The 22,569-nt window shown below is 39.3% G+C and carries 21 protein-coding genes and 1 pseudogene; 19 read left to right on the top strand and 3 right to left on the bottom strand.

Going from position 1 to position 22,569, the window contains the following annotated elements:
* Positions 1–110: 110 nt before the first annotated feature.
* From FLM54_RS11550 to FLM54_RS11465, 19 genes and pseudogenes are all read left to right on the top strand, one after another.
* The gene (locus tag FLM54_RS11550) at positions 111–1,049 is read left to right on the top strand and encodes a chemotaxis protein CheV (protein ID WP_138605267.1); all 939 of its coding nucleotides are present in this window, start codon (positions 111–113) and stop codon (positions 1,047–1,049) included.
* 20 nt (positions 1,050–1,069) lie between these two features.
* Positions 1,070–1,900, top strand: a complete 831-nt coding sequence (locus FLM54_RS11545; RefSeq protein ID WP_138605268.1) for a CheR family methyltransferase — start codon at positions 1,070–1,072, stop codon at positions 1,898–1,900.
* Between the two features lie 128 nt (positions 1,901–2,028).
* Positions 2,029–2,439: a flagellar basal body rod protein FlgB gene (gene flgB / locus FLM54_RS11540; RefSeq protein ID WP_138605269.1), complete on the top strand. Its 411-nt coding sequence runs from the start codon at positions 2,029–2,031 to the stop codon at positions 2,437–2,439.
* Between the two features lie 2 nt (positions 2,440–2,441).
* On the top strand, positions 2,442–2,873 hold the full coding sequence (gene flgC, locus FLM54_RS11535; protein WP_008113068.1) for a flagellar basal body rod protein FlgC: 432 nt from the start codon (positions 2,442–2,444) through the stop codon (positions 2,871–2,873).
* A 13-nt stretch (positions 2,874–2,886) separates the two neighbouring features.
* Positions 2,887–3,564: a flagellar hook assembly protein FlgD gene (locus FLM54_RS11530; protein ID WP_178956429.1), complete on the top strand. Its 678-nt coding sequence runs from the start codon at positions 2,887–2,889 to the stop codon at positions 3,562–3,564.
* A gap of 58 nt (positions 3,565–3,622) precedes the next feature.
* Entirely contained in the window at positions 3,623–4,945 is a 1,323-nt protein-coding gene (flgE, locus tag FLM54_RS11525) for a flagellar hook protein FlgE (RefSeq protein ID WP_178956428.1), read from the top strand.
* A 133-nt stretch (positions 4,946–5,078) separates the two neighbouring features.
* The gene (locus FLM54_RS11520; RefSeq protein ID WP_131691416.1) at positions 5,079–5,822 is read left to right on the top strand and encodes a flagellar basal body rod protein FlgF; all 744 of its coding nucleotides are present in this window, start codon (positions 5,079–5,081) and stop codon (positions 5,820–5,822) included.
* 21 nt (positions 5,823–5,843) lie between these two features.
* Positions 5,844–6,632: a flagellar basal-body rod protein FlgG gene (gene flgG, locus FLM54_RS11515; protein WP_010387879.1), complete on the top strand. Its 789-nt coding sequence runs from the start codon at positions 5,844–5,846 to the stop codon at positions 6,630–6,632.
* A 14-nt stretch (positions 6,633–6,646) separates the two neighbouring features.
* Positions 6,647–7,330: a flagellar basal body L-ring protein FlgH gene (gene flgH, locus FLM54_RS11510; protein ID WP_010387881.1), complete on the top strand. Its 684-nt coding sequence runs from the start codon at positions 6,647–6,649 to the stop codon at positions 7,328–7,330.
* 12 nt (positions 7,331–7,342) lie between these two features.
* Positions 7,343–8,437, top strand: a complete 1,095-nt coding sequence (locus FLM54_RS11505; protein ID WP_178956427.1) for a flagellar basal body P-ring protein FlgI — start codon at positions 7,343–7,345, stop codon at positions 8,435–8,437.
* A 135-nt stretch (positions 8,438–8,572) separates the two neighbouring features.
* A complete protein-coding gene (flgJ, locus tag FLM54_RS11500; RefSeq protein ID WP_178956426.1) occupies positions 8,573–9,568 on the top strand; it encodes a flagellar assembly peptidoglycan hydrolase FlgJ in 996 nt (331 codons plus the stop codon).
* A 1-nt stretch (position 9,569) separates the two neighbouring features.
* Positions 9,570–11,576 carry a flagellar hook-associated protein FlgK gene (gene flgK / locus FLM54_RS11495; protein WP_178956425.1) on the top strand — a complete coding sequence of 669 codons (2,007 nt, stop codon included), beginning with the start codon at positions 9,570–9,572 and terminating at the stop codon, positions 11,574–11,576.
* A 2-nt stretch (positions 11,577–11,578) separates the two neighbouring features.
* On the top strand, positions 11,579–12,838 hold the full coding sequence (gene flgL / locus FLM54_RS11490) for a flagellar hook-associated protein FlgL (protein ID WP_138605275.1): 1,260 nt from the start codon (positions 11,579–11,581) through the stop codon (positions 12,836–12,838).
* Between the two features lie 275 nt (positions 12,839–13,113).
* Positions 13,114–13,524: pseudogene (locus FLM54_RS18975) on the top strand (flagellin); the annotation flags it as partial.
* 417 nt (positions 13,525–13,941) lie between these two features.
* Positions 13,942–14,562: a flagellin gene (locus FLM54_RS18970; RefSeq protein ID WP_409564077.1), complete on the top strand. Its 621-nt coding sequence runs from the start codon at positions 13,942–13,944 to the stop codon at positions 14,560–14,562.
* A gap of 217 nt (positions 14,563–14,779) precedes the next feature.
* On the top strand, positions 14,780–16,228 hold the full coding sequence (locus tag FLM54_RS11480) for a flagellin (RefSeq protein WP_138605277.1): 1,449 nt from the start codon (positions 14,780–14,782) through the stop codon (positions 16,226–16,228).
* 100 nt (positions 16,229–16,328) lie between these two features.
* On the top strand, positions 16,329–16,715 hold the full coding sequence (locus tag FLM54_RS11475; RefSeq protein WP_138570524.1) for a flagellar protein FlaG: 387 nt from the start codon (positions 16,329–16,331) through the stop codon (positions 16,713–16,715).
* Positions 16,716–16,744: 29 nt separating this feature from the next.
* Positions 16,745–18,169, top strand: a complete 1,425-nt coding sequence (gene fliD / locus FLM54_RS11470) for a flagellar filament capping protein FliD (RefSeq protein ID WP_138605279.1) — start codon at positions 16,745–16,747, stop codon at positions 18,167–18,169.
* A 12-nt stretch (positions 18,170–18,181) separates the two neighbouring features.
* Complete coding sequence (locus FLM54_RS11465; protein WP_178956424.1) at positions 18,182–20,197, top strand: motility associated factor glycosyltransferase family protein; 2,016 nt, start codon at positions 18,182–18,184, stop codon at positions 20,195–20,197.
* Positions 20,198–20,230: 33 nt separating this feature from the next.
* On the opposite strand, the gene FLM54_RS11460 is transcribed toward FLM54_RS11465, so the two are convergent.
* From FLM54_RS11460 to FLM54_RS11450, 3 genes are read right to left on the bottom strand one after another with little or no spacing between them, the layout of a single operon-like run.
* Entirely contained in the window at positions 20,231–20,776 is a 546-nt protein-coding gene (locus tag FLM54_RS11460) for a GNAT family N-acetyltransferase (RefSeq protein WP_232735517.1), read from the bottom strand.
* Positions 20,760–21,824 (bottom strand): pseudaminic acid synthase, encoded by a 1,065-nt coding sequence (gene pseI / locus FLM54_RS11455; protein WP_138605281.1) that lies wholly within the window; start codon positions 21,822–21,824, stop codon positions 20,760–20,762. Before pseI ends, FLM54_RS11460 begins: the two co-directional genes overlap by 17 nt.
* A gap of 2 nt (positions 21,825–21,826) precedes the next feature.
* On the bottom strand, positions 21,827–22,504 hold the full coding sequence (locus tag FLM54_RS11450) for a methionyl-tRNA formyltransferase (protein WP_138605282.1): 678 nt from the start codon (positions 22,502–22,504) through the stop codon (positions 21,827–21,829).
* Between the last annotated feature and the right edge of the window lie 65 nt (positions 22,505–22,569).

Here is a 22,569-nt window from a genome sequence, read left to right as displayed (position 1 = left end):
ACAGGGTATAAATATTTTGCGTCAGAATTTAGACGCCCCCGTTGTGTTATGACGCTTTATTAATTGAAAGCAATTATCGTTCCTTATATTTGTTTTCTTAGGAGATTTAAATGGCCGGTATTTTAGACTCAGTAAACCAACGTACTCAGTTGGTTGGGCAAAACCGCTTAGAATTATTGTTATTTAAGCTTAACGGGCGTCAGCGCTTCGGCATAAATGTGTTTAAAGTAAGAGAGGTATTACAATGCCCGCCTCTTACTAGTATGCCAAAGGCTAATGCTTATATTCGAGGTGTTGCACATATCCGTGGCCAAACTATTTCGGTGATTGACTTATCTATGGCTGTAGGTGGCCGTCCTATAAAAAATATAGAAGAAGGTTTTATTATCATTGCTGAATATAACCGTTCAGTTCAAGGATTCTTAGTTGGTGGCGTTGAGCGGATTGTTAACATGAACTGGGAAAAAATACTGCCTCCGCCATCAGGTGCGGGGCGTTATTCTTATTTAACAGCCGTGACTGAAATTGAAAATGAGTTAGTTGAGATTCTCGATGTTGAGCAAATTTTAAACGAGATTTGTCCAGTAAATACAGAGGTTAGCGCAGATGTTGCGGCTCAGGCTCAAGGTAGTATGCAAAAAGATTTGGGTGAGCGTATAGTATTTATAGCCGATGATTCGGCCGTGGCACGAAATCAGGTTAAACGAGCGTTAGAGCCTTTAGGCGTAACTACTGAACTTGCTAAAAATGGTAAAGAAGCTTTAATAAGACTAAAAGAAATTGCAGAGCTTGATTGTGTTAACGATATTACAGAGCGAGTAGGGTTACTTATTTCAGATGTAGAAATGCCCGAAATGGATGGTTATACGCTCACTGCAGAAATTAAAGCAGATCCCAAACTTGCACCACTGCATGTGATTTTACATACTTCATTAAGTGGTGTTTTCAATCAAGCAATGATTGAAAAAGTAGGGGCTGACGATTTTATAGCGAAATTTAATCCAGACGAGCTTGCTACAGCCGTTAATAAGTGGGTTCATTGTGATTAATAAACATAGGTGTTATTGATTTGACTAATAAAGATTTGCAGCAAACAGAATACGATCAATTTCGCTTATTTTTAGAACAACAGTGCGGTATTGTTTTAGGTGAAAATAAGCAGTATTTGGTTAAAAGCCGCTTGGCACCATTAATGTCTCGGTTTAATGTTGAATCGTTATCTGAACTGGTTAGCAAAACACTTGGCGTACATGAGCGTCAATTGCGCGCTGCTGTTGTTGATGCCATGACAACCAACGAAACATTGTGGTTTAGAGATCAATACCCATTTGAGTTGCTCAAAACCAGATTATTCCCTGAATTTAAAGCGCTAAATAGACCATTAAAAATATGGTCTGCTGCGAGCTCTTCAGGGCAAGAACCTTATTCAATTGCTATGTCAGTGGCTGAGTTTCAATCAAGTAGCCCTGGTGTTTTAAAAATGGGTGCACAAATAGTGGGTACTGATATATCAAATACCATGCTAGATATGTGTAAAAACGCTGAATATGATGCATTGGCACTGGCTCGCGGGCTATCTGCTGATCGTCGTAAGAAATTTTTTAAAGATAGCGGCAATGGTATGGCACAAGTGGTTGACTCTTTGAAAAAGCAAGTGAGCTTTAGGCATTTAAATTTGCTCGACTCGTACGCCTTGATGGGTAAGTTCGATATTATATTTTGCCGTAATGTTTTAATATATTTTTCACCTGAGGTGAAAGCCAAAATAATTGCACAATTTTCTCAAGCACTTAACCCTAAGGGGTATTTATTTTTAGGTGCGTCGGAATCTATGTCTGGTTTGAGTACCGAATTTGATATGGTACGTTGTAACCCCGGCATTATTTACCAAAAGAAATAACGAATATTAAGATATACCCCCTCCTAAAAACGGCGCTGTAGCGCCGTTTTTTGTTTTTATCATCACTACTTTCATTGCTGGCTTACTTATTGCTTTACTGATACTAAGTCAATTTTTTGGAGATAGTTATGGCTATCAGTTTTGATAAAGCATTAGGCGTGCATCCGCATGCGATGTTGATCCGTTCGCAAAGAGCAGAAATGCTCGCCACTAATATCGCAAATGCTGATACGCCCGGCTATAAAGCAAAAGATATCGACTTTGCCTCAGCATTAAAAACGGCAAAGTCTAACCAACTAAGCGGCAATACGATGGTAAGAACCAACGAAAAACACATTGCCGGTGGTACCCGTTTTGTAGGTGGAGATGAATTATTTCGTACGCCAAATCAAACAGATACAGGTGATGGTAACTCTGTTGATATACAAGTGGAACGGAACTTGTATACACAGAATGCTATGGAGTATCAGGCCAGTGTCCAGTTTCTTAATGGTAAATTTAAAGGCCTGAAAAAAGCCCTCGGTAGTCAAGGAGCCTAATTATGAGTTTATATAATGTGTTTGATATTGCAGGTTCGGGTATGAGCGCGCAAAACGTGCGATTAAATACCACCGCAAGTAATATCTCTAATGCCAATACAATTAGCTCTTCACAAAATGAAACGTACCGAGCGCGACAACCTGTATTTGCTGCGGAGCTAACAAAAGCGTCAGCGTCAGCAAGCAACCCACAGGGCTCTGCCGTTGGTGTGAAAGTGTTAGGAGTGGTTGAGAGTGATAAACCACTACAAATTGAATATAACCCAAACCACCCGAGTGCGGATGAAAATGGTTACATTTATAAACCCAACGTGAATGTTGTTGAGGAGATGGCAAATATGATTTCTGCATCTCGCTCTTATCAGACAAATGTTCAAGTTGCTGATGCAGCTAAGCAAATGTTAAGTAAAACACTGCTGTTAGGTCAGCGGTAACTGAGGGTAGCTCATGAGTAACGATATTAGTACTTCTTCATCCTACATGGACTCTTTACGTTGGCAAGATAAGCAAGTGCCACAAAAAGAAGACAGTGATGCGTTAACCCAAGAAGATTTTTTTTCGTTGTTAACACAGCAGTTGTCATATCAAGATCCCAGCAAACCTGCTGATAACGATCAGATGATTGCACAAATGACAAACTTTACCATGGCTGAAGGAATATCAAATTTGAACTCTAACTTTGATTCCTTAGCTGCGTCGATGACATCAAATTCGGCATTGCAAGCATCAACACTGGTTGGCAAACAAGCTTTGTTGGAGTCGGATACACTGGAGCTTAATGAGTCGGGTGAATCAAGAGGTTCTGTTGTAGCTGAAAAGCCAGTCGATAGTTTAATGATCCGCATTGAAGATGCATCCGGGCAGTTGGTTAAAACTATAGATTTAGGCACTCAGCCTGCAGGAGCCATCCGTTTTGCATGGGATGGTAAAAATGAAGCGGGTGAACGGCTACCACCTGGTGAATACAACATCAAAGCAGAGGGTAGTACAAATGGGGAATTTTCAAGCCTCCCATTAGCTACATTCAAAAATATTGAAAGTGTTAATATTAACGGCTCAAGCGGCATTATTATTAATACTAAAGAAGGTGCGGTTAGGCTGACTGATGTCGCAGAAATCGCGTAATAGATTTTATGTATTTTTTTAGCCATCAGGCTAAATATTTTTAGGTTAGAGGTTAATTATGAGCTTTAATATTGCATTAACAGGCCTTGCTGCCGCACAAAAAGATTTGGATGTTACCGCCAATAACATTGCCAACGTAAACACCACTGGTTTTAAAGAGTCTCGCGCCGAGTTTGCTGATGTATACGCATCATCAGTATTTAGCGCCGGTAAAACAAAAAATGGTGATGGTGTGCAAACGACCATGGTTGCCCAGCAGTTTCATCAAGGGTCGCTGCAGTTTACTAATAACTCACTGGATTTAGCGATCACGGGTGAAGGTTACTTTGCAACTACTCAAAGTCTGGATTCACAAGACCAAACTTTTACACGTGCTGGAGCATTTAAGCTTAATAAAGACAATTTCGTTGTTGATGCCAAAGGTAATTTTTTACAGAGCTTCCCTGTTGATGAGGTTACCGGAGATACAACCTCAGTAAGTCTTAGTACTTCATCTGCATTACAAATACCAGACTCTTCTGGTTCACCACGCTCTACAAGTAACGTATATACTTCTTTCAACCTTGACTCACGTAAAGATGTTGTGGCAGTACCGTTTGATGCAACAGACAGCAGCACATATACTGCATCTACATCGACTACAACTTATGACTCTTTAGGTGAGCCACATGTTTTACAATTCTTTTTTGTAAAAACAGCGCCTAATGAATGGCAGGTACATGGCACGCTAGATAAACAACCGTTTGATGCTACTGGTGCTGCAACGGCAACACCAAGCCCTCTAAGTACCTTTGGGTTTGATGCAAGTGGTTTGCCTGCAACTACCAATGGCGTTCCAAATGTCGGTCCAACCTTTACTGATGTTAATTTAACCGGGGCTAATTTAAGTGGCCTATTAAGTAATGGTGCTCAGTTTAGTGATATAGCTATTAACTGGCGCGACGAAGCGAATACATCAAATAAAGTTCCAAGCCAGTTTGCGAGTCGCTTTGAAGTAAAAGCACTAGAGCAAGATGGTGCGACAGTAGGTCGCTTAGCGGGTATTGATATTGGTACTGATGGAAAAGTAGTTGCATCGTACAGTAATGGTGACTCAACTTATTTAGGTCAAGTAGCCATGGTTAGGTTTGCAAACTCACAAGGTTTACAACAGGTGGGTGATACTTCATGGAAAAAAAGTTTAACCTCAGGTGAGCCGATTGCGGGTGAGCCGGGAACAGGGACTTTAGGCAAAATTAATTCTTCAGCCCTCGAGCAATCAAATACAAACTTAACCACAGAGCTGGTTGATTTGATTAGTGCGCAGCGTAACTTCCAAGCAAACTCTCGTGCGCTTGAAGTGAATTCAACACTGCAACAAAATATCTTACAGATCCGATAATCATATTTTGACTTATAAAGGCTGCTTAATGCAGCCTTTTTTATTCCTCTCTTAAAATCTTATTCATGCTTTAATTTAATTTGGCACTTATATTGCATTTACTCATATATAGATTTCTTAATGAGTCGATGTTATGGATAAAATGGTCTACATAGCCGCATCTGGCGCTAAACAAAGCATGCAAGGGCTTGCTCTTAAAGCCAATAATTTGGCAAATGCAAACACCACTGGGTTTAAATCTGATTTTGCGCAAGCGCGCTCAATGCAGGCTTTCGGTGAAGGTTTGCCGACTCGTGTTTTTGCTATGCAAGAGCGTCCAGGATCAAACATGACATCGGGCGGTGTTGTCGAAACAGGTCGCAGCCTTGATATTGCTATGAGCGATAACGCCTGGTTGAGTGTTCAGGACGCCTCTGGTAATGAAGCTTATACAAAAGTGGGTTCGTTAAATATAACGGCTGAAGGTATGCTAACTACCAGCGACGGTCGTCAAGTTATTGGCGAAGGTGGGCCAGTCATATTACCTGTACCGATTGAAAAAATTGAATTTAGCAAAGATGGCACTATTCAAGTTCGCCCTCAAGGTGCACCGGCTAACTTTTTAGAAGAAGTTGATCGCCTAAAAGTGGTTGATGCAAACAACGCCACGCTTGAGAAGGGTAACGATGGTTTATTTAGAGCTAAACCAGGCGAAATAGTTGAAACATCAGCCAATGTACAAGTATTAGGTGGCACATTAGAAAAATCGAATGTAAATCCTGTGCATGAAATGGTCGATATGATCAGTCACCAACGCCAATTTGAATTACAAGTAAAACTGATGAAAACAGCTGAAGAGATTGACGAACGTCAAGAGCAGCTGATGCGCATCGTTTAACTTTAACGTGAGGGTATTATTATGAATCCAGCATTATGGATAAGTAAAACAGGGCTTGACGCTCAACAAACTGATATATCGGTTATATCAAATAACTTAGCGAACGCCAGTACAGTAGGTTACAAAAAAAGCCGCGCTATTTTTGAAGACTTGCTTTACCAAAATATTAATCAACCAGGCGGTCGATCATCGCAAGATACCGAAATGCCGTCAGGCTTAATGCTCGGTGCGGGTACTAAAGTAGTAGCTAACCAAAAAAACTTTTCGCAAGGTAATATGCTCACTACTGAAAATTCATTGGATTGGATGATTTCTGGTCCTGGGTTTTTTGAAGTACTGCAACCAGATGGCAATATTGCATATTCGCGAAACGGCCAATTTACTACTGACGGCGACGGGCGTGTTGTGACCTCGGGTGCTGGTTATGTTGTTCAGCCTGAAATGAATGTACCTGACGATGCACAGTCGATCACCGTATCTCAAGATGGTGAAGTGTCAGTTCGCGTAAAAGGTCAGGCCGAAAACGTGGTTATTGGTCAGATCACGATTAGTGATTTTATTAATCCGTCTGGCCTTGAGCCTATAGGGCAAAACTTATATACCGAAACCGCTGTAAGTGGTGCGCCTGTTCAAGGTAATCCGGGGGTTGAAGGTTTAGGTACGATTATTCAAGGTTCACTTGAAACATCAAATGTAAATGTGACCGAAGAGTTAGTTAATTTGATTGAAACGCAGCGCGTTTATGAGATGAACTCAAAAGTGATCTCAGCCGTTGATGAAATGATGAGTTATATCAATCAACAGTTATAGTTTTGGGGGATTGTATGCGTAATATTATGTTATTTACAGTAGGGACTTTACTATTAAGTGGTTGTGTAGCTACACAAAATAATGAGGTAGTACAAGACGATCCCTATTATGCACCTATGTATCCAGAGCCTAATATGGAGCCAGTAGTCGCAACCGGCTCTTTGTTCAGTACTCAATTATCGAATGATCTTTATGCCGATAAAAAAGCACTGCGAACAGGCGATATCATTACTGTTAAATTACAAGAGTCAACCCAAGCGACTAAAGCAGCTAAAACAGAAACGGATAAAGAAACCGATGCCAGCCTCGACCCTGTGATTGGCTTAGGTGGTTTACCGGTAAATATTGGCGGCGATAGCATTCAATTTGGTATTGGCAGTGACTCCTCATTTAAAGGTGACTCAAAATCAAATCAATCAAATAGCTTAGTTGGCGATATTTCGGTTAACGTAATGCGAGTACTACCAAATGGTAATTTAGTGATTCGCGGTGAAAAATGGCTAACGTTAAACACCGGTGAAGAATTTATTCGCTTAGAAGGGTTAGTGCGTCCACAAGATGTCAATGCCGATAATACCGTTGAGTCTAATCGAATTGCGAATGCGCGTATTCAGTACTCAGGTAAGGGCCAAACACAAGAGGCACAAAGCCCAGGTTGGTTAACGCGTTTCTTTAGTAGCTCATTGTTTCCCTTTTAGAGGACATTCGACATGAATGGTTTTAAAGTTTTTTGTTTTATGGTGCTACTAGGCTGGCAATTTACTGCCAGTGCTGAGCGAATTAAAGATGTGTCTATGGTCGAAGGGGTGCGCTCAAACCAATTAGTGGGCTATGGCTTAGTTGTTGGTTTACCAGGCACCGGTGAGCAAAGCCGTTTTACCGAGCAAAGCTTTAAAGGCATGCTTAATAGTTTTGGTATTACGTTACCTTCTAGTTTAAAGCCAAAAATTAAAAATGTTGCAGCGGTTGCTGTTCATGCTGAACTCCCCCCATTTAGAAAGCCAGGGCAAACCATAGATATAACTGTATCATCGATTGGCAGCGCAGGCAGCTTGCGCGGTGGCACATTACTACAAACATTCTTAAAAGGGGTTGATGGTAATGTTTACGCCATCGCTCAAGGCAGTTTAATTGTAGGTGGCTTAGGCGCTGAAGGCCTTGATGGTAGTCGCGTTGTGATTAATACGCCAACGGTAGGACGTGTACCAAATGGTGCAACCGTTGAACGTGCTGTTAAAAGCCCATTTATGCAAAACGACTATATTACCTTTAATTTAAACCGTCCTGATTTTACTACTGCTAAACGTTTAGAGAAAACCATTAATGATTTAATTGGTCCAAATAGCGCTCAAGCACTCGATGCAGCTTCTATTCGCGTTATTGCACCTCGTGATGCCTCGCAGCGCGTATCGTACTTATCAACTCTTGAAAACTTAGAATTTAAACCAGCGGATACTTCGGCAAAAATAATTGTTAACTCACGTACCGGCACCATTGTTATAGGTAAAAATGTAAAATTACAACCTGCGGCAATTACCCACGGTGGTTTAACAGTAACGATTGCGGAACAACAAAATGTAGCGCAGCCAAATCCTTTAGCAGAGGGTGAAACCGTGGTTACTCAGCAAAGTATTATTGATGTTGATCAGGATGACTCACGCGCTTTTGTATTTGACCCTGGTGTAAGTCTTGATGACTTAGTACGTGCAATTAATGAAGTTGGCGCTGCCCCTGGCGATTTAATGGCGATTCTTGAAGCACTTAAAGAAGCTGGTGCAATTAACGGTCAGCTTGTTGTAATTTAACCTTTAAAAAACACCGTTTAATATTTTATTGCGGTGTTTTTTACTTTTTTTTCCTGCTTACTCCCACCTTTGAAAATCTCGCTGGCTCAATTATTGCATTATCTAGATATTATTAATTATTGTGTCAAAAAGCTGATGGAAACAAATCATCTAGATAAGCAAAACTTTTTTGATTTAGGCAACTTAGACTCTTTGCGTCGAGATGCTTTAAACAGCGGTGACGCATCAACCGATGCATCTAAAGCGGCGTTAAAAAAAGCGGCGGCACAATTTGAAGCTATATTCACCCAAATGCTGCTTAAAAGTATGCGTAAAGCCAATGAGGCTTTCGAAGATAAAGAAAGCCCGTTTAATGCTAGTGGCGTTAAGTTTTTTGAAGAAATGCACGACCAACAAATGGCCACAGAGCTTTCATCAAATGGCTCTTTGGGTCTTGCAGATTTAATTGTGCAGCAATTATCGCCAGATGGAAAAAACTTTATGCCAGGCTCTGTTCTTCGCACAACGTCAGATTTCTTTAGTGACCAACGTGCGGGTAGCACCTTACCTCATCAAGAAAATCAAAAGGTCACTGAAAAAGTGCCGCTCGTTGATTCAACTGAAAAAAGCGAACAAAACATAGCGTCTGGCACATTTGAAAGTGCTGAGGAATTTGTGAGCACAGTGTGGGAACACGCAAAAACAGCGGCTAAAAAAATTGGTTTAAATCCGGCGGTTATGGTCGCACAAGCGGCATTAGAAACTGGCTGGGGTAAACATATTATTAGTAAAGGTGATGGTAATAGCTCAAACAATTTATTCAATATTAAGTCAGATAAAAGTTGGCAGGGTGAAAAGGCCAGTAAGGTCACTTTAGAATTTGAACAAGGTGCTGCAGTTAAAAAGCAAGCAAGCTTTAGAGCGTATGACTCGATAAAAGATAGCGTGAATGATTTTGTGGATTTTTTAACACAGAACCCGCGCTATCAAGATGCATTAAACAATACGGCAAAGCCGCATAAATTTTTAGACTCTTTACAGCAAGCTGGTTATGCAACCGACCCTAATTATGCAGACAAAATAAAAAGAGTGCTGAACAGTAACGAATTGAAGAATATCGCCACAAGCGTGATCCGCCAGGGAGTAGAGTAACATGTCGTTTAATTTATTAAACATTGCTAATTCAGGAATAAGAGCAAACTCTGAGTTATTGCAAACGACAAGTAAAAACATCGCAAATGTTAATACCGAAGGGTATGTACGTGAGCGCACCGAGTTTACCACCATGATTGATAATCAGGTAGGCCGTGGCCAAACGTACCGGTTATTGAATGAGTTTGCGCAAAAGCAATTAAATCGAGATACTTCAAATAAAAGTTTTTTTGATCAATTTGTTAGTGAAGCGAGTCGGGTTGATCAAATTTTTTCAGAAAAATCAAACAGCTTATCAACTAGTATCAACTCAATGTTTAATAACGTGCAAGAAGCCCTTAATCAACCTTCATCAACGGTTGCTCGTTCATTGGTGATGAGTGATGCACAAAACCTGATTGACCAAATGGATCGGCTTGCAGGTATCGTATCAGAGCAAAAAGCAGTGGTTAATGAGCAATTAGAGATTTTTTCAGAAGAGGCGAATACGTTAATCGAAAGTATTAGTTCGTTGAACCAAGAAATTGCGGGTGTTCATGGTACCAAAAACGAAGCTGATGCGAGCTCTGCTTATAATGAGCGTGATAAAGCAATACGTGATTTATCTGAGCTAATTGATATAGAAACACTTGATGGCCCTAATGGTGAAAAACAAGTGTTTATGGGCACAGGCGAAGCCGTTGTTATGCAAAATGGGTCATTTAACTTGTTTTCGATTAGTGGCGATCCTGATGCTAACTTTAAAGAGCTACGCTTAGATGTAAATGGCGGTAAGGCTGTGCCACTCGATATAGACCCTACTAAACTCAAAGGTAAAATTGGCGGTTTATTAGCATTTAGAGACGATATTTTGGTGCCGGCACAAAATCAAATTGGCCAGATGGGTATTGCGCTTGCTGATTCGTTTAATCAGCAAAATCGTTTAGGTATGGATGCAAACGGTGAACTCGGAGGGGATATTTTTGATATCCCAACAGTCAGTGCTTTTGTTTATCAAGCCAATACCGGAACAGCTAATATGTCAGCAACCGTTGAGGCTGGTAAAGGCAGTGAACTGCCAGCCAGTGATTTTGTGATCACCTATACGGGTAATCCTAACGAAGTAAGTATTCAGCCAATTGATAATAAAGGTGAACCTTTAGGTGCAGCCTCTTTAGCAATTATTCCACCCAGTGGCATTATCGACTCAGCTGCTATTACTAGCGGAGAGGCGTTTGGCTTAGAGCTTAATATAACGGGAGCTGGTAATGCCGGTGACCAATTTCAGGTAAAACTTAACAGTGGCGCGGCTGGCAATATATCGCTGACAACAGGTCGAGGTGAGGACATTGCATTGGCCTCCCCAATTAGAACAGCAGACGGCCTTGATAATACAGGTACAGGGACTATTTCACCGGGTAATGTTACCGATGTAACCACTGGCAGCTTTAGTAATCCTTTGGGTTTAGCAAATGGCCCTATTAGCATTGTTAAAACAGCCAATGCTAACGAATATCAACTTACTGATGGTAATGGCACAACTACGTTTACAGTTACACCGCCTGCTAACAATATACTCGCTCAAGCCGGTGCACCATACGATGGTTATGGTTTTGACTTTAATATTGAAGGCGTACCAGCAATGGGCGATACCTTTAATTTAGAATTTAATGAAGGCGGTTTTGATGATAACCGCAACGGCCAAAAACTTGCTGACTTACAGAATACCGATTTAGTACGTCAAAATGTAGTAGCGAGCGCATCAGCTGATAATCATAAAACATTGAATCAGGCCTATGCTGGATTAGTCACCGATGTTGGTGTGGTAACCAGTCAAGCAAAAACCAATGGTGCTGCATTTGATGCTTTAGCACAACAATCAGAAGCCTGGTACGAATCGTTGTCGGGCGTAAACTTAGATGAAGAGGCGGCTAATTTGCTGCGCTTCCAGCAATCCTATGCTGCTTCTGCACAAGTATTAACTGCAGCGAGAGCTATTTTTGACACCTTATTGAGTGCGGCGAGGTAATTATGCGTTTATCAAATAATTTAATGTATCAAAATAACATTAATAAAATACTTGAGAATCAACAAAATGTAGCTGGTGCGCAGGAGCGCGTTAATACAGGTCAAAAATATTTGAGTACCTCTGAAAACCCTGCTGCTATTTCGCAAGGTATGTTGTACACCAATAAAATAGAAACTAATGAGCAGCTGACGAAGAATATTAATCAGCTAAAAGGGCGTTTAGAAACCGAAGAAAGTTTATTGCAAGGTATGAACGACACTATTTTAGAAGCGCAAATGTTAACTATACGAGCGGGCAATGGTTCGTTAGATAAAGGTGATTTGGCTTCAGTTGCCAGTGAACTAAAAGAATTGCAAAAATCACTGCTTAATTTAATGAATAGTCAATCTGAAGGAGGGAAATACCTTTTCTCTGGCTATCAAGACGATATTCAAACTTATACATTTAATAGCACCAATGGCAAATACGAATATCAAGGCGATCAAGGCCAACACGAAGTGACGATCGCAAAAGGCGTTGAGATCAAATCAAGCGATAATGGCTTCAATGTATTTGAACGAGTTGATGCGCGACTCGATGTAGTTTCAAACGATGGAACGCCAACAGGCGGCATTACCGCTGGAACTGTTTATGTTGAAAACCAAGGCGAGTTTGACCGTTTTCATAAAGATAATTATAACTCAGATCCAGATCCGCTTATTTCTCCAACGATCAATACCTATAATGTTAATGTGATCCCTGGGGCGACCCCTTCAGCGCCAGATCAATATGAAATATTACGTGATGGTAATCCTCTTGTACCACCCGTTACGGGTGAAGTAACCGATGAACCGATTGAATTTGCAGGTATGGAAATTCAACTTGAGGGGGCAGCACCAGGACAGCTTGATTTTACTCTTGAAAAACCAGGCAAAGAAAATGTACTTAATACGCTAGAAGATTTGATCATTAGCCTAAATGACGAACAACTTGATGAAACGCAAATTAACCAAGCATTATCTGATGGTTTAATTCAGCTTAAAAATGCTAGTGAGCAAATTGTGTTTACTCAGGCTGGTTTAGGTGGGCGTATGAATGTAGTTGAGCGTGTTACCGACTCAAACAGTGCTCTAGATATTAATAATCAAGAAAACAGATCTAGCCTAATTGAGATTGATGCCGCTGAAGCCATCAGCGATCTCACTAAACATGAGTCTGGTTTACAGGCTTCACAAGCGACTTTTGGTCGCTTGGCTAAACTTTCATTATTTGATTATTTATAAATACCATCCAAGGCAGGTTATTACTATACGAGAAAAGTAGGTAATAACTTGCCTTAACGAAGCGGCAAAAAACTGTCACCCCCCTTTTTTCTCCTGTCAAAAAAATGCTAACTTCTGATTTTAAGTATCAATAAACGCTATTTATTTATTAAAAAACAGTTATTTAACTATTTTTTATTAGTTGGCACAACTAATGCATTCAACTGGTTATAGAAAGTGTGGTTTTTGCTTAAATATTTTGAACCACATTCTGATTGAAACTAGGAGATGGTAAAATGGCTTTAAGCGTAAATACAAATGTTGCATCACTTAATGGGCAACGCAATCTATCTAAATCTAGCATGGCACTTGAAACTTCAATGCAGAGACTATCATCTGGTTTGCGTATTAATAGCGCAAAAGACGATGCTGCAGGTTTACAAATTGCCAACCGACTAACGTCTCAGGTTAATGGCCTAACGGTTGCTCAGCGTAATGCCAATGATGGTATTTCTATGGCGCAAACTGCTGAAGGTGCGATGCAAGAGTCAGCAAACATTTTACAACGTATGCGTGACTTATCACTGCAATCAGCCAATGGGTCAAACAGTGCAGTTGACCGTGCATCACTGCAAAAAGAAGTAGCAGCCCTGCAACAAGAGCTTACTCGAATTGCAGACACTACCAAATTTGGTGGAACCAGCTTACTTGACGGTACATTTGGTACAAAACAATTCCAAGTAGGTGCAAATGCGAATGAAACCATTAATGTAAGCTTACGTAATGTAGCAGCAGACTCAATTGGTGCGCATGAAATTAAAGGACCTGGCAACGCCGCAGATGCAAATACTAAGCTTGGCGATGTACAAACTGTTAACTTAGCAACAAATCATGGTACAAGTGCGGACACGGTTAATATTAACGGTACAGATATTGTTATTGCTGGTGGTTCTGGTGCGGCTGTTATTGCAGATACTATCAACAAGTCAGGCGCCGGTGTGGTTGCAGAGGCTAAAATTGATACCACTTTTGCTGGGATCACATCGGACAGTAAAGGTGTGATTGAAATTAAGAAAAATGGCTTAGTTGAGAAGTCATTTGACTTAGGCAATTATGGTGGTGAGATGGAGCGATTAACAAATGACATGCAACAAGCAGGTTATGATGCCATTTACGACCCTGCAACTGAAGAGATTGCTTTTAAAGCCACAGATGTTGATGGTATTGATATCACAGGCACTGATCAAAGTGGCTTTACTATAGGTGGAACTGCAGTAACCAGCACAGCGAACTCATTTAGTGTGTCCGCAGAGCTAAATTTATCATCAGCGAATAAAATAGGTATTTCAGGGACCACTGCGAATGAATTATTTGGTACAGGGGCTGCTGCAATACAATCATCAGGCGGTACTAGTTCATTAACAAGTATTGAGAGTGTTGATATTTCAGGCGCGACTTCAGATGGTGCGCAAGACGCGATTAAAGCAATTGATGCAGCATTAGCGCAAATTGATGCTCAACGAGCTGACTTAGGTGCGGTGCAAAACCGCTTTGGTTTTACTATTGCCAACCTTGCTAACGTATCTGAAAACGTATCGGCTTCGCGTAGCCGTATTCAAGACACTGATTATGCGCTTGAAACTGCAACGTTGACTAAAAATCAAATCATGCAACAGGCAGGTACTACTATCTTGTCGCAAGCAAACCAGTTACCACAGGCTGCATTAAGCTTGTTAGGTGGTTAATAATAATTAAAATTAAAAAAGCCAAGTATTTATACTTGGCTTTTTTGTTTGTATTTCAATCAACTAAAAGTTTTTACTGTTTTTTTAAAAAAAAAGCTAAAGGTAATTTTATAACAGCCGTTAACTTAATTAGAACGGAGCTTGAACAGGTTTTTATTGTGATGGCTCTTGGTTAAAATCAATTAGTTACATTACGAAAGTAATCAGGAGTTATAACATGGCTTTATCAGTAAATACTAACGTTGCATCAATAAATGCACAAAGAAACTTATCAAAATCTAGCGATGCGTTAGGCACATCAATGCAACGTCTTTCATCTGGTATGAAAATTAACAGCGCGAAAGATGATGCGGCTGGTCTACAAATTGCTAACCGTCTATCTTCACAAATTAATGGTTTAGGTGTTGCTCAGCGAAACGCTAATGACGGTATCTCAATGTCGCAAACCGCTGAGGGTGCGATGACAGAGTCATCAAATATTCTACAACGTATGCGTGACTTAGCACTACAATCAGCGAATGGTTCAAATGATGCTGATGCACGTGCGGCCCTTCAAAAAGAGGTAGGCGCATTACAACAAGAATTAACGCGTATTGCAGAAACTACTAAATTCGGTGGTACTAGCTTATTAGATGGTTCATTTGGTACTAAGCAGTTCCAAGTGGGTTCAAACGCTAATGAAACAATCAACGTAAGCCTTCGTGACGTATCTGCTGATGCTATCGGTGCGAATGAAATCAAAGGTGCGGCAACATCGACAGTTTCTGCGCTTGGGGATGTTCAAACGGTTAACCTAGCCGGTAATATTGTAACTTCAGCAGATACATTAAGTATCAATGGCACAGATGTATCTGTTGGTGCTAACCAAGGTGCGGCAACAATTGCTGATACAATAAATTCATCTGGTTCTGGTGTAAATGCCGAAGCTAAACTTGAAACTACAATTGGTGCTATCAAAGCTGGAAGTTCATCAGTAATTGAGATTAAAAAGGGTGCCACTGCAGTTGATTCATATGACCTAGGTGACTTTGGTGGTGATATGGCGCGTCTTGCTAATGAGATGCAAGCTGATGGTTATGATGCTGTTTTTGATGAAGCTAAAGATGAAATTACGTTTAAAGCGACAAATATCGATGGTATTGATGTTACTGGCGCTGGCGATACAAGTGCTTTCACTATCGGTGGTCAAGCTGTTGCTAGCACCGCAGGTTCGCTCAGCGTTTCAGCAGAGCTTAACTTAAGCTCTGCAGATAAAATTGGTATATCTGGTACGAGCGCAAATGAACTGTTTGGTAAAGGTGCTGCAGGTGCTGATATTGCATCTACAGGTGGTACAAGTGAGTTAACTTCAGTTGAGTCTGTGGATATCTCAGGTGCGACTTCAGCTGGTGCGCAAGATGCGATTAAAGCAATCGATGCTGCTCTTGCTCAGATTGATGCACAGCGTGCAGATTTAGGTGCGGTACAAAACCGCTTTGGCTTTACCATAGCAAACCTTTCAAACGTATCAGAAAACGTATCAGCTTCTAAAAGCCGTATACAAGATACCGATTACGCTGCAGAAACAGCTAAGCTAACGAAAAACCAGATTATGCAACAGGCTGGTACAACAATCTTAGCTCAGTCTAACCAGTTACCGCAGGCAGCACTTAGCTTATTAGGTTAATTTAACAATAAGCTCTATACTTTAACTACTAAGGAAGGGGTAACCCTTCCTTTCTTGTATAGGTATAAAGCTTTATATCGCTTTATAGTAGGAGCGAATTATGGAAACGCAAAGTTTAAATCTAAACATCAACTCAGCTCAAAAAGGTGAGGTTACCTCAAGTTATCAAGCCCCATCTCAAGTTAAGCAAAATGTTGATGAACAGAAGAATACAACCACCCCTACTGCTGCAAGTAGAAACGAAGTCTCTGAAACTGAGTTATCACCTGAAAAGCTAGAAAAGGTGGTACAGCAATTGCAGGATTTTATGGGTGAAATGAACCGCAGTCTTCAATTTAAAGTAGACGAAGACTCTGGCCGTAATGTAATCAAGGTTATCGATAAAGAGAGTGGTGACTTAGTTAAGCAATATCCGTCAGAAGAAGTATTAGGTATAGTGGCCAAATTAGCAGAAGCCACGGGCGTATTGGTTGATTTTAAAGTTTAGTATTTCAGTAATTTAAGAGGGCAACAATTATGGCTATTTCATTTACAGGTATAGGTTCAGGACTTCAAGTAAACGAAATTGTAAGTGCTTTAGTCAATGCTGAGAAGTCCCCTTATCAAGCTCGAGTAACAAAACAGCAAGCTAATTTCACGACTGATATATCTGCTGTTGGAACACTAAAAGCGTCTTTAGAGGAGCTGAATGGCTCATTGGAGTCACTATCCTCTGTTGAGGAGTTTCAAAAGAGAACAATTAGTGGCAGTGATGATTTTGTTACTTTAAGTTCTGAAAAAGATGCACAAACCAATAATTACTCAATTAAAGTTAATAGTTTGGCCGAAAACCATAAGCTAACATCAGATGCTATAGCTGGCGATGAAGCTGTGGGTGAGGGTAAGCTAACGATCAGCTCTGGTTCTAACAGTTTTGATATTACTGTGTCAGATACAGCAAAGCTTGCCGATATTCGTGATGCGATTAATGATTCAGTTGATAATGACTCGGTAAACGCCACCATTATCACTGATGACACCGGTCAGCGATTGGTATTGTCGAGTAAAGAAACCGGCGCGGAAAATGCTATAAAAATAGTAGTCGATGATGCTGGTGACGGTGGCAATACGGATCTTTTAGGTTTATCTCGTTTGGCGTATGATAGTGATACGACTTCAACAACGTATGCCGAAAATTTAAATGAGGTAACTGCAGCAACCGATGCTTCTATCACTATAGATGGTACGCTTGTGGCTTCAAGCAGTACTAATGAGTTTAAAGATGTTATTGAAGGCGTCACCATTAATGCAAAAAAAATGCATGGCACTGACGATGATTTAAGTAAAGCTGTTATAACTGAAAATAACAAAAATATTACAACAGGTTTGAACTCATTTGTAGACAAATTTAATGCCTTTATTGATTTATCGAAACAGCTGGGACGCTCAAGTGCTGAAGAGGGCGTAGGGGCGCTTGCCGGAGACTCTTTATTAAGAGGGTCTGTTAATCAGGTGCGCTCATTGTTAACTTCAGAATTTAGTACGGGAAATGGTAACACTGATTTTTTAGCTAATTTTGGTATTAGAACGGAGCGCTCTGGTAAATTAAGTATTGATTCTGACGCATTAAAAGCTGCGATAGAAAAGGATCCTCAAGCCTTACAAACCTTTTTTGTAGGTGAAAAAGATAAAGGCGGTTTTGTTGCACAGCTTGATACTGTTATTAAGGGTTATACGGCTTCTGATGGTATTATTAGTTCACGTATAGAAGGTCGTGAATCACAGCTTTCTAAACTAGAAACTGATGTAGAAAAATTTAATATTCGTATGGCCAAATATGAAGAACGATTATATAGCCAATACAATGCAATGGATTTATTAGTGGCCAATTTAAATTCAACAGGCAGCTATTTACAACAACAATTAGCTAACCTACCAGGGGTGGTTAAGAAATCAAGTTAAGCGGAGTGAACTTTGGACGCTAATCAGCAAGAATTAACAAAAATGATGTTGCAAGCAACCCTGCTTGCAAATTTAGCTCTACTTCAAGAGCAAATGCCGGCTATTTATGAAACATTTAAAGATTACACGCCAAGCGATACTGGTGTTGCAATCGATGAAATGGGCAATGCTAACTTGTTTAACAATAATGAGTTCGTTTATCAAGATGAGCCTAGAGAATTCGCTAAACAGCAAGTTATTCAGTTTCTAGAAAACCCGCTTTACTTCAAATATCAAATAAATCACCAAGATGACACAAATATTGTTTTTGAACATGCTGCGCTATTAAAATCAATTTACAACGTACGTACCGCTGAAACAGATAATAAAATAAATAACCCTGCTGAAGAAAAGCGCCTCGACTTTGTTTGTTTTTTAGGTGGGGGGTTAGGCTATCAGATAGAAGAGTTACTCAAGAAAAAAGATGTACTTAATGTGTTTTTATTTGAGCCGAGTAAAGATACCTTCTATGCACTTTTACATTGTATCGAATTAAAGCCGCTTTTTGATAAATGCACTGCCAATGGTGGGCAATTTTCAATACGTGTTTCTGGTGGTGAAGATGGAGTGATTAACGAAATTTCTAAGTTTTTGTTTAATCAGGGTCATTTTAACCTCAGTCAAATTCTTTTCTTAAAGCATTATAATAGCCCACTGATTGAGAAAACAATTGAGCGTATTAAAAGTATCGGACATCGTTGGTCTGCAGGCTGGGGTTTTTTTGAAGATGAAATAATAGGTGTATCTCATACTCTGGCTAATTTAAATGAAAAGTTTCCAGTATTGAAAAAGCCTGAGTTAGTAAATAACACTCTGCAAGAACATTCTGTATTTATTGTTGCTAATGGTCCCTCTCTTGATGATGCGATTGAGTTTTTGAAAAAAAATCAGGGTGACATCATTATTATTTCTTGTGGTACAGCATTAAGAGCCTTACTTAGTAATAATATTAAACCTGATATTCACATAGAAATGGAGCGAGGCGCAGGGCTGCTAGAATGGGTGGAGTCAATAGATCGCGTCTCTGGACTAAAGATAAAATTAAATGAGATAAATATTGTTGCACTTAATACGGTATACGATAGCATTTTAAAGCGCTTTAAAAGTGCGCATTTGTTATCAAAATTAAATGATGCAGGCGGTCGTCTTATTCGTGCTTTGGATACAAAAAAGCAATTTACCTACCCTGACTACAGTAACCCAACAGTATCGAATACAGCACTTGCTACAGCTATTGAGTTGGGGTTTAAGAAAGTATATTTAGTTGGTACTGACTTAGGCTTTGTATCTAAAGAGCATCATCATTCAAAACATAGTATCTATTTTGATAATGACTTTAAGCATAAAAAAGTGGTTGAGCAAGGTATTGAGGGAGCATTTATTGTTAAAGGTAATTTTACCGAAGAGGTCTTTACGATTCCTATATTTGACTCATCAAAGGGTAACTTAGAGTTATTACTCCAAAAAAACCTCAATGTTAAAGTATTTAATACGGCCAATGGTGCATTTATAAAGTATTCTGAGCCTAAACGTATTGAAGATATTACTGATATGAAGCCAATTAGTAATAAGCAAGATAAAATAACAGAGCTACTTAATAGGGCTACTTCTTTAGAGCAATTATCTGCTGGTAACGTTAACTATAAAATGGAAGCTATAAAAGCTAGAACCAAAGATGTTCTTGAGCAGCTGTTATCAATTACTTCTCAACATTTTGAAACACGTGAGCAGCTTGCTGATGCGTTTAATTTACAAAATAAAATATTACTTACATTACGTAATAGCACCGCAGACGATAATGTAGTTTATTGGCTGATTCAGGGAACTTTTAGATATTTTCAAGCTTACATTATGACAAGTAGCTATTATTACAATGATTTAGAAATGCGTACAGGATTTATAAATGCATGTATTGATGCGTTTCATGAGCATGTAAAAGGTATTTATTTAGAGTTTATTGAAAACTATAATAAACCGGCCAAAGCTTAGCTTTGGCCTTTTTTGGTAAATAACTTACTTATATTAGGGTTTAATATTAAACAAAGAGAGTTGGATTAGATCACTTGGTTTTCCATTCAATATATAATGATTTTTAAGTACACACTCTTTGCTATAGCCAGCCTTTTTAAAGGCTTTAAAACTTCCAATATTGTCGGTGTAAACCCAGGCGACTAGTTTTCTAATCAATAACGTTTCGAAAGCATATTGGTTAATTAGCTTGATAGCTTGATTTGCATAGCCTTTCCCCCAACTTTCTTTTTCGCCAATAAACAGACTCACTTGAGCAATATTATGAATCCTATTTATATTTCCAACTTTAATATTCCCAATGTGTTTATTATTGTTGGTTCTAATCGTAAATAATTGTTCAAGCGGGTTATTTAAATTAGCTGAAATATAATCCTTAACTGAGTTAAGATCCTGTTTACTAAAACGAGTTTCTAAGTACTGATTTACTAGAGGATCATTAAGCCAAGCAACATAATTTTCATTTACATCGTCTAAAGATATACTTTGCAAAAAAATATCTTTCACCTCATTACTTGTTACTTTAACTAGATTTTTCATCAATTAGCTCCCATTTAGCAGCTGTTCCTCTTGTTATATTTACAGAAGTTTTCTTACCAATCAGCGTATCGTAATACTTACAGGGGAGACCGTAGCCTGGACGTATTCTTTTTATGTGTTTTTTTGTTATAACTGTACCTGCTGGTACGTCTTCAATAAAATAAATAGAGCGTCTAAATTTTAGGTTTTCGCTTTCGGCTGATTTTACTTCATACCCTGGATTACCTATCGATTTGTACACTTCTTTGCTTTGACTAACAATTGATTTAAGCTGCTCAGGCTCAATTGAAAATTCTGAATCAGGCCCTTTTTTAGATCTATCTAAAATAAAATGCTTTTCAATAAAGCATGCTCCTAAAGCCACTGATGCAATTGCTGCCGTTGTGCCTAAGGTATGATCAGATAAGCCTGTAATAACGTTAAAGCGTGTTGCAATATCCGAGATTGTAGCTAAATTAGCTTGCTCGAATGGCGCAGGGTAAGCACTTATGCAATGCAATACAATTAGTTCATCACAACCATTATCTCTTGCTGTGCTAATCGCTTCCTCTATCTCTGAGATATTAGCCATACCAGTAGACATAATGATAGGTTTACCTGTTTCAGCAACTCGCTTGATGAGAGGTAGATCGGTTAATTCGAAAGAGGCCACTTTATAAGCTGGGGTGTTTAATGCTTCTAGCAGCTCAACGGCTGTTTCATCAAACGGTGTTGAAAATAAAGTGATACCGACTTCTTTGGCCTTTTCAAACAGTGCATTGTGCCACTCAAAAGGAGTATGGGCCCACTCATATAATTTATATAAATTATAACCATCCCATAATCCGCCTTTAATCTGAAACTCGTCCTTATTACAGTCGATAGTCATTGTATCGGGCGTATATGATTGAATTTTTATTGCATCGGCTCCACATTTAGCGGCTTCTTCAATTGTTTTTAGGGCTTCTTTAAGATCGCCGTTATGGTTAGCTGAAAGCTCAGCAACAATGTAAGGTTCATAGTCTAAACCTATTCTTCGACCATCTATTTCTACAAATTTATTTTTCATGATTACTCAAGTAAAGTTAATTTTATATTGGCAGTTAAAGCGTCGTTGCTTTTTTTGGCATTTGTAAACTCAAGCTTATACTTTCCATGTTTTATGTATGCTTTTGGATAACTATCGGCATCTAACATGCGAATATGATCAAAGATATCATCCAGCTCTAAGTTCGTATCAATAACACTTTGGCTTGGATTGCGTCTTGAAAATGCTGTTACAGGGCCTTCTTGAGGTGTTACTTCAGGATTATCGTTAACAATAAACTCAATCATATCAAAAGTTAAAGCTGAACAGCGTAAAAATATTTGTTGCGCTGTGCCCTCCAAAGATAGAGCCCTTTTTAGATAAATAGGGCCTGTATCTATACTTTCTTCCATTTTTAGGGCACTTAACTTTGTGGTGGTATGGCCAAGAGAAATTAAATTCTGCATTGGGCTTCCGCCCCGTCCATAAGGCAAATCAGTCATATGAAAGCAAACGCAATTAAAGTTGTTAATTATTTCTTCGGGAACAATCCAGCTCCAATGAGGAAAAAATATATATTTAGGGTTTAGATGTTTTAAGTGATTATAAGTGAGCTCTTTTTTGTCAGTAATTAAATGCCAATTTCCATTATAAGCTGGCGTGCGTTTTTTATATTGGGCAATATTCCAGTCTTTAATTGTAGCTACAATGTAATTGTTCATATTCAATCGCTTATCGGTTTTAGAGACGCTATCTCATAGTCAAATTAATAGTTATTCAGCTTCAG

The organism is Pseudoalteromonas sp. Scap25, assembly GCF_013394125.1.
Lineage (GTDB): Bacteria > Pseudomonadota > Gammaproteobacteria > Enterobacterales > Alteromonadaceae > Pseudoalteromonas.
The sequence above is the reverse complement of the archived record's forward strand: the minus strand, read 5'-3'. Positions and strand labels throughout refer to the sequence as shown.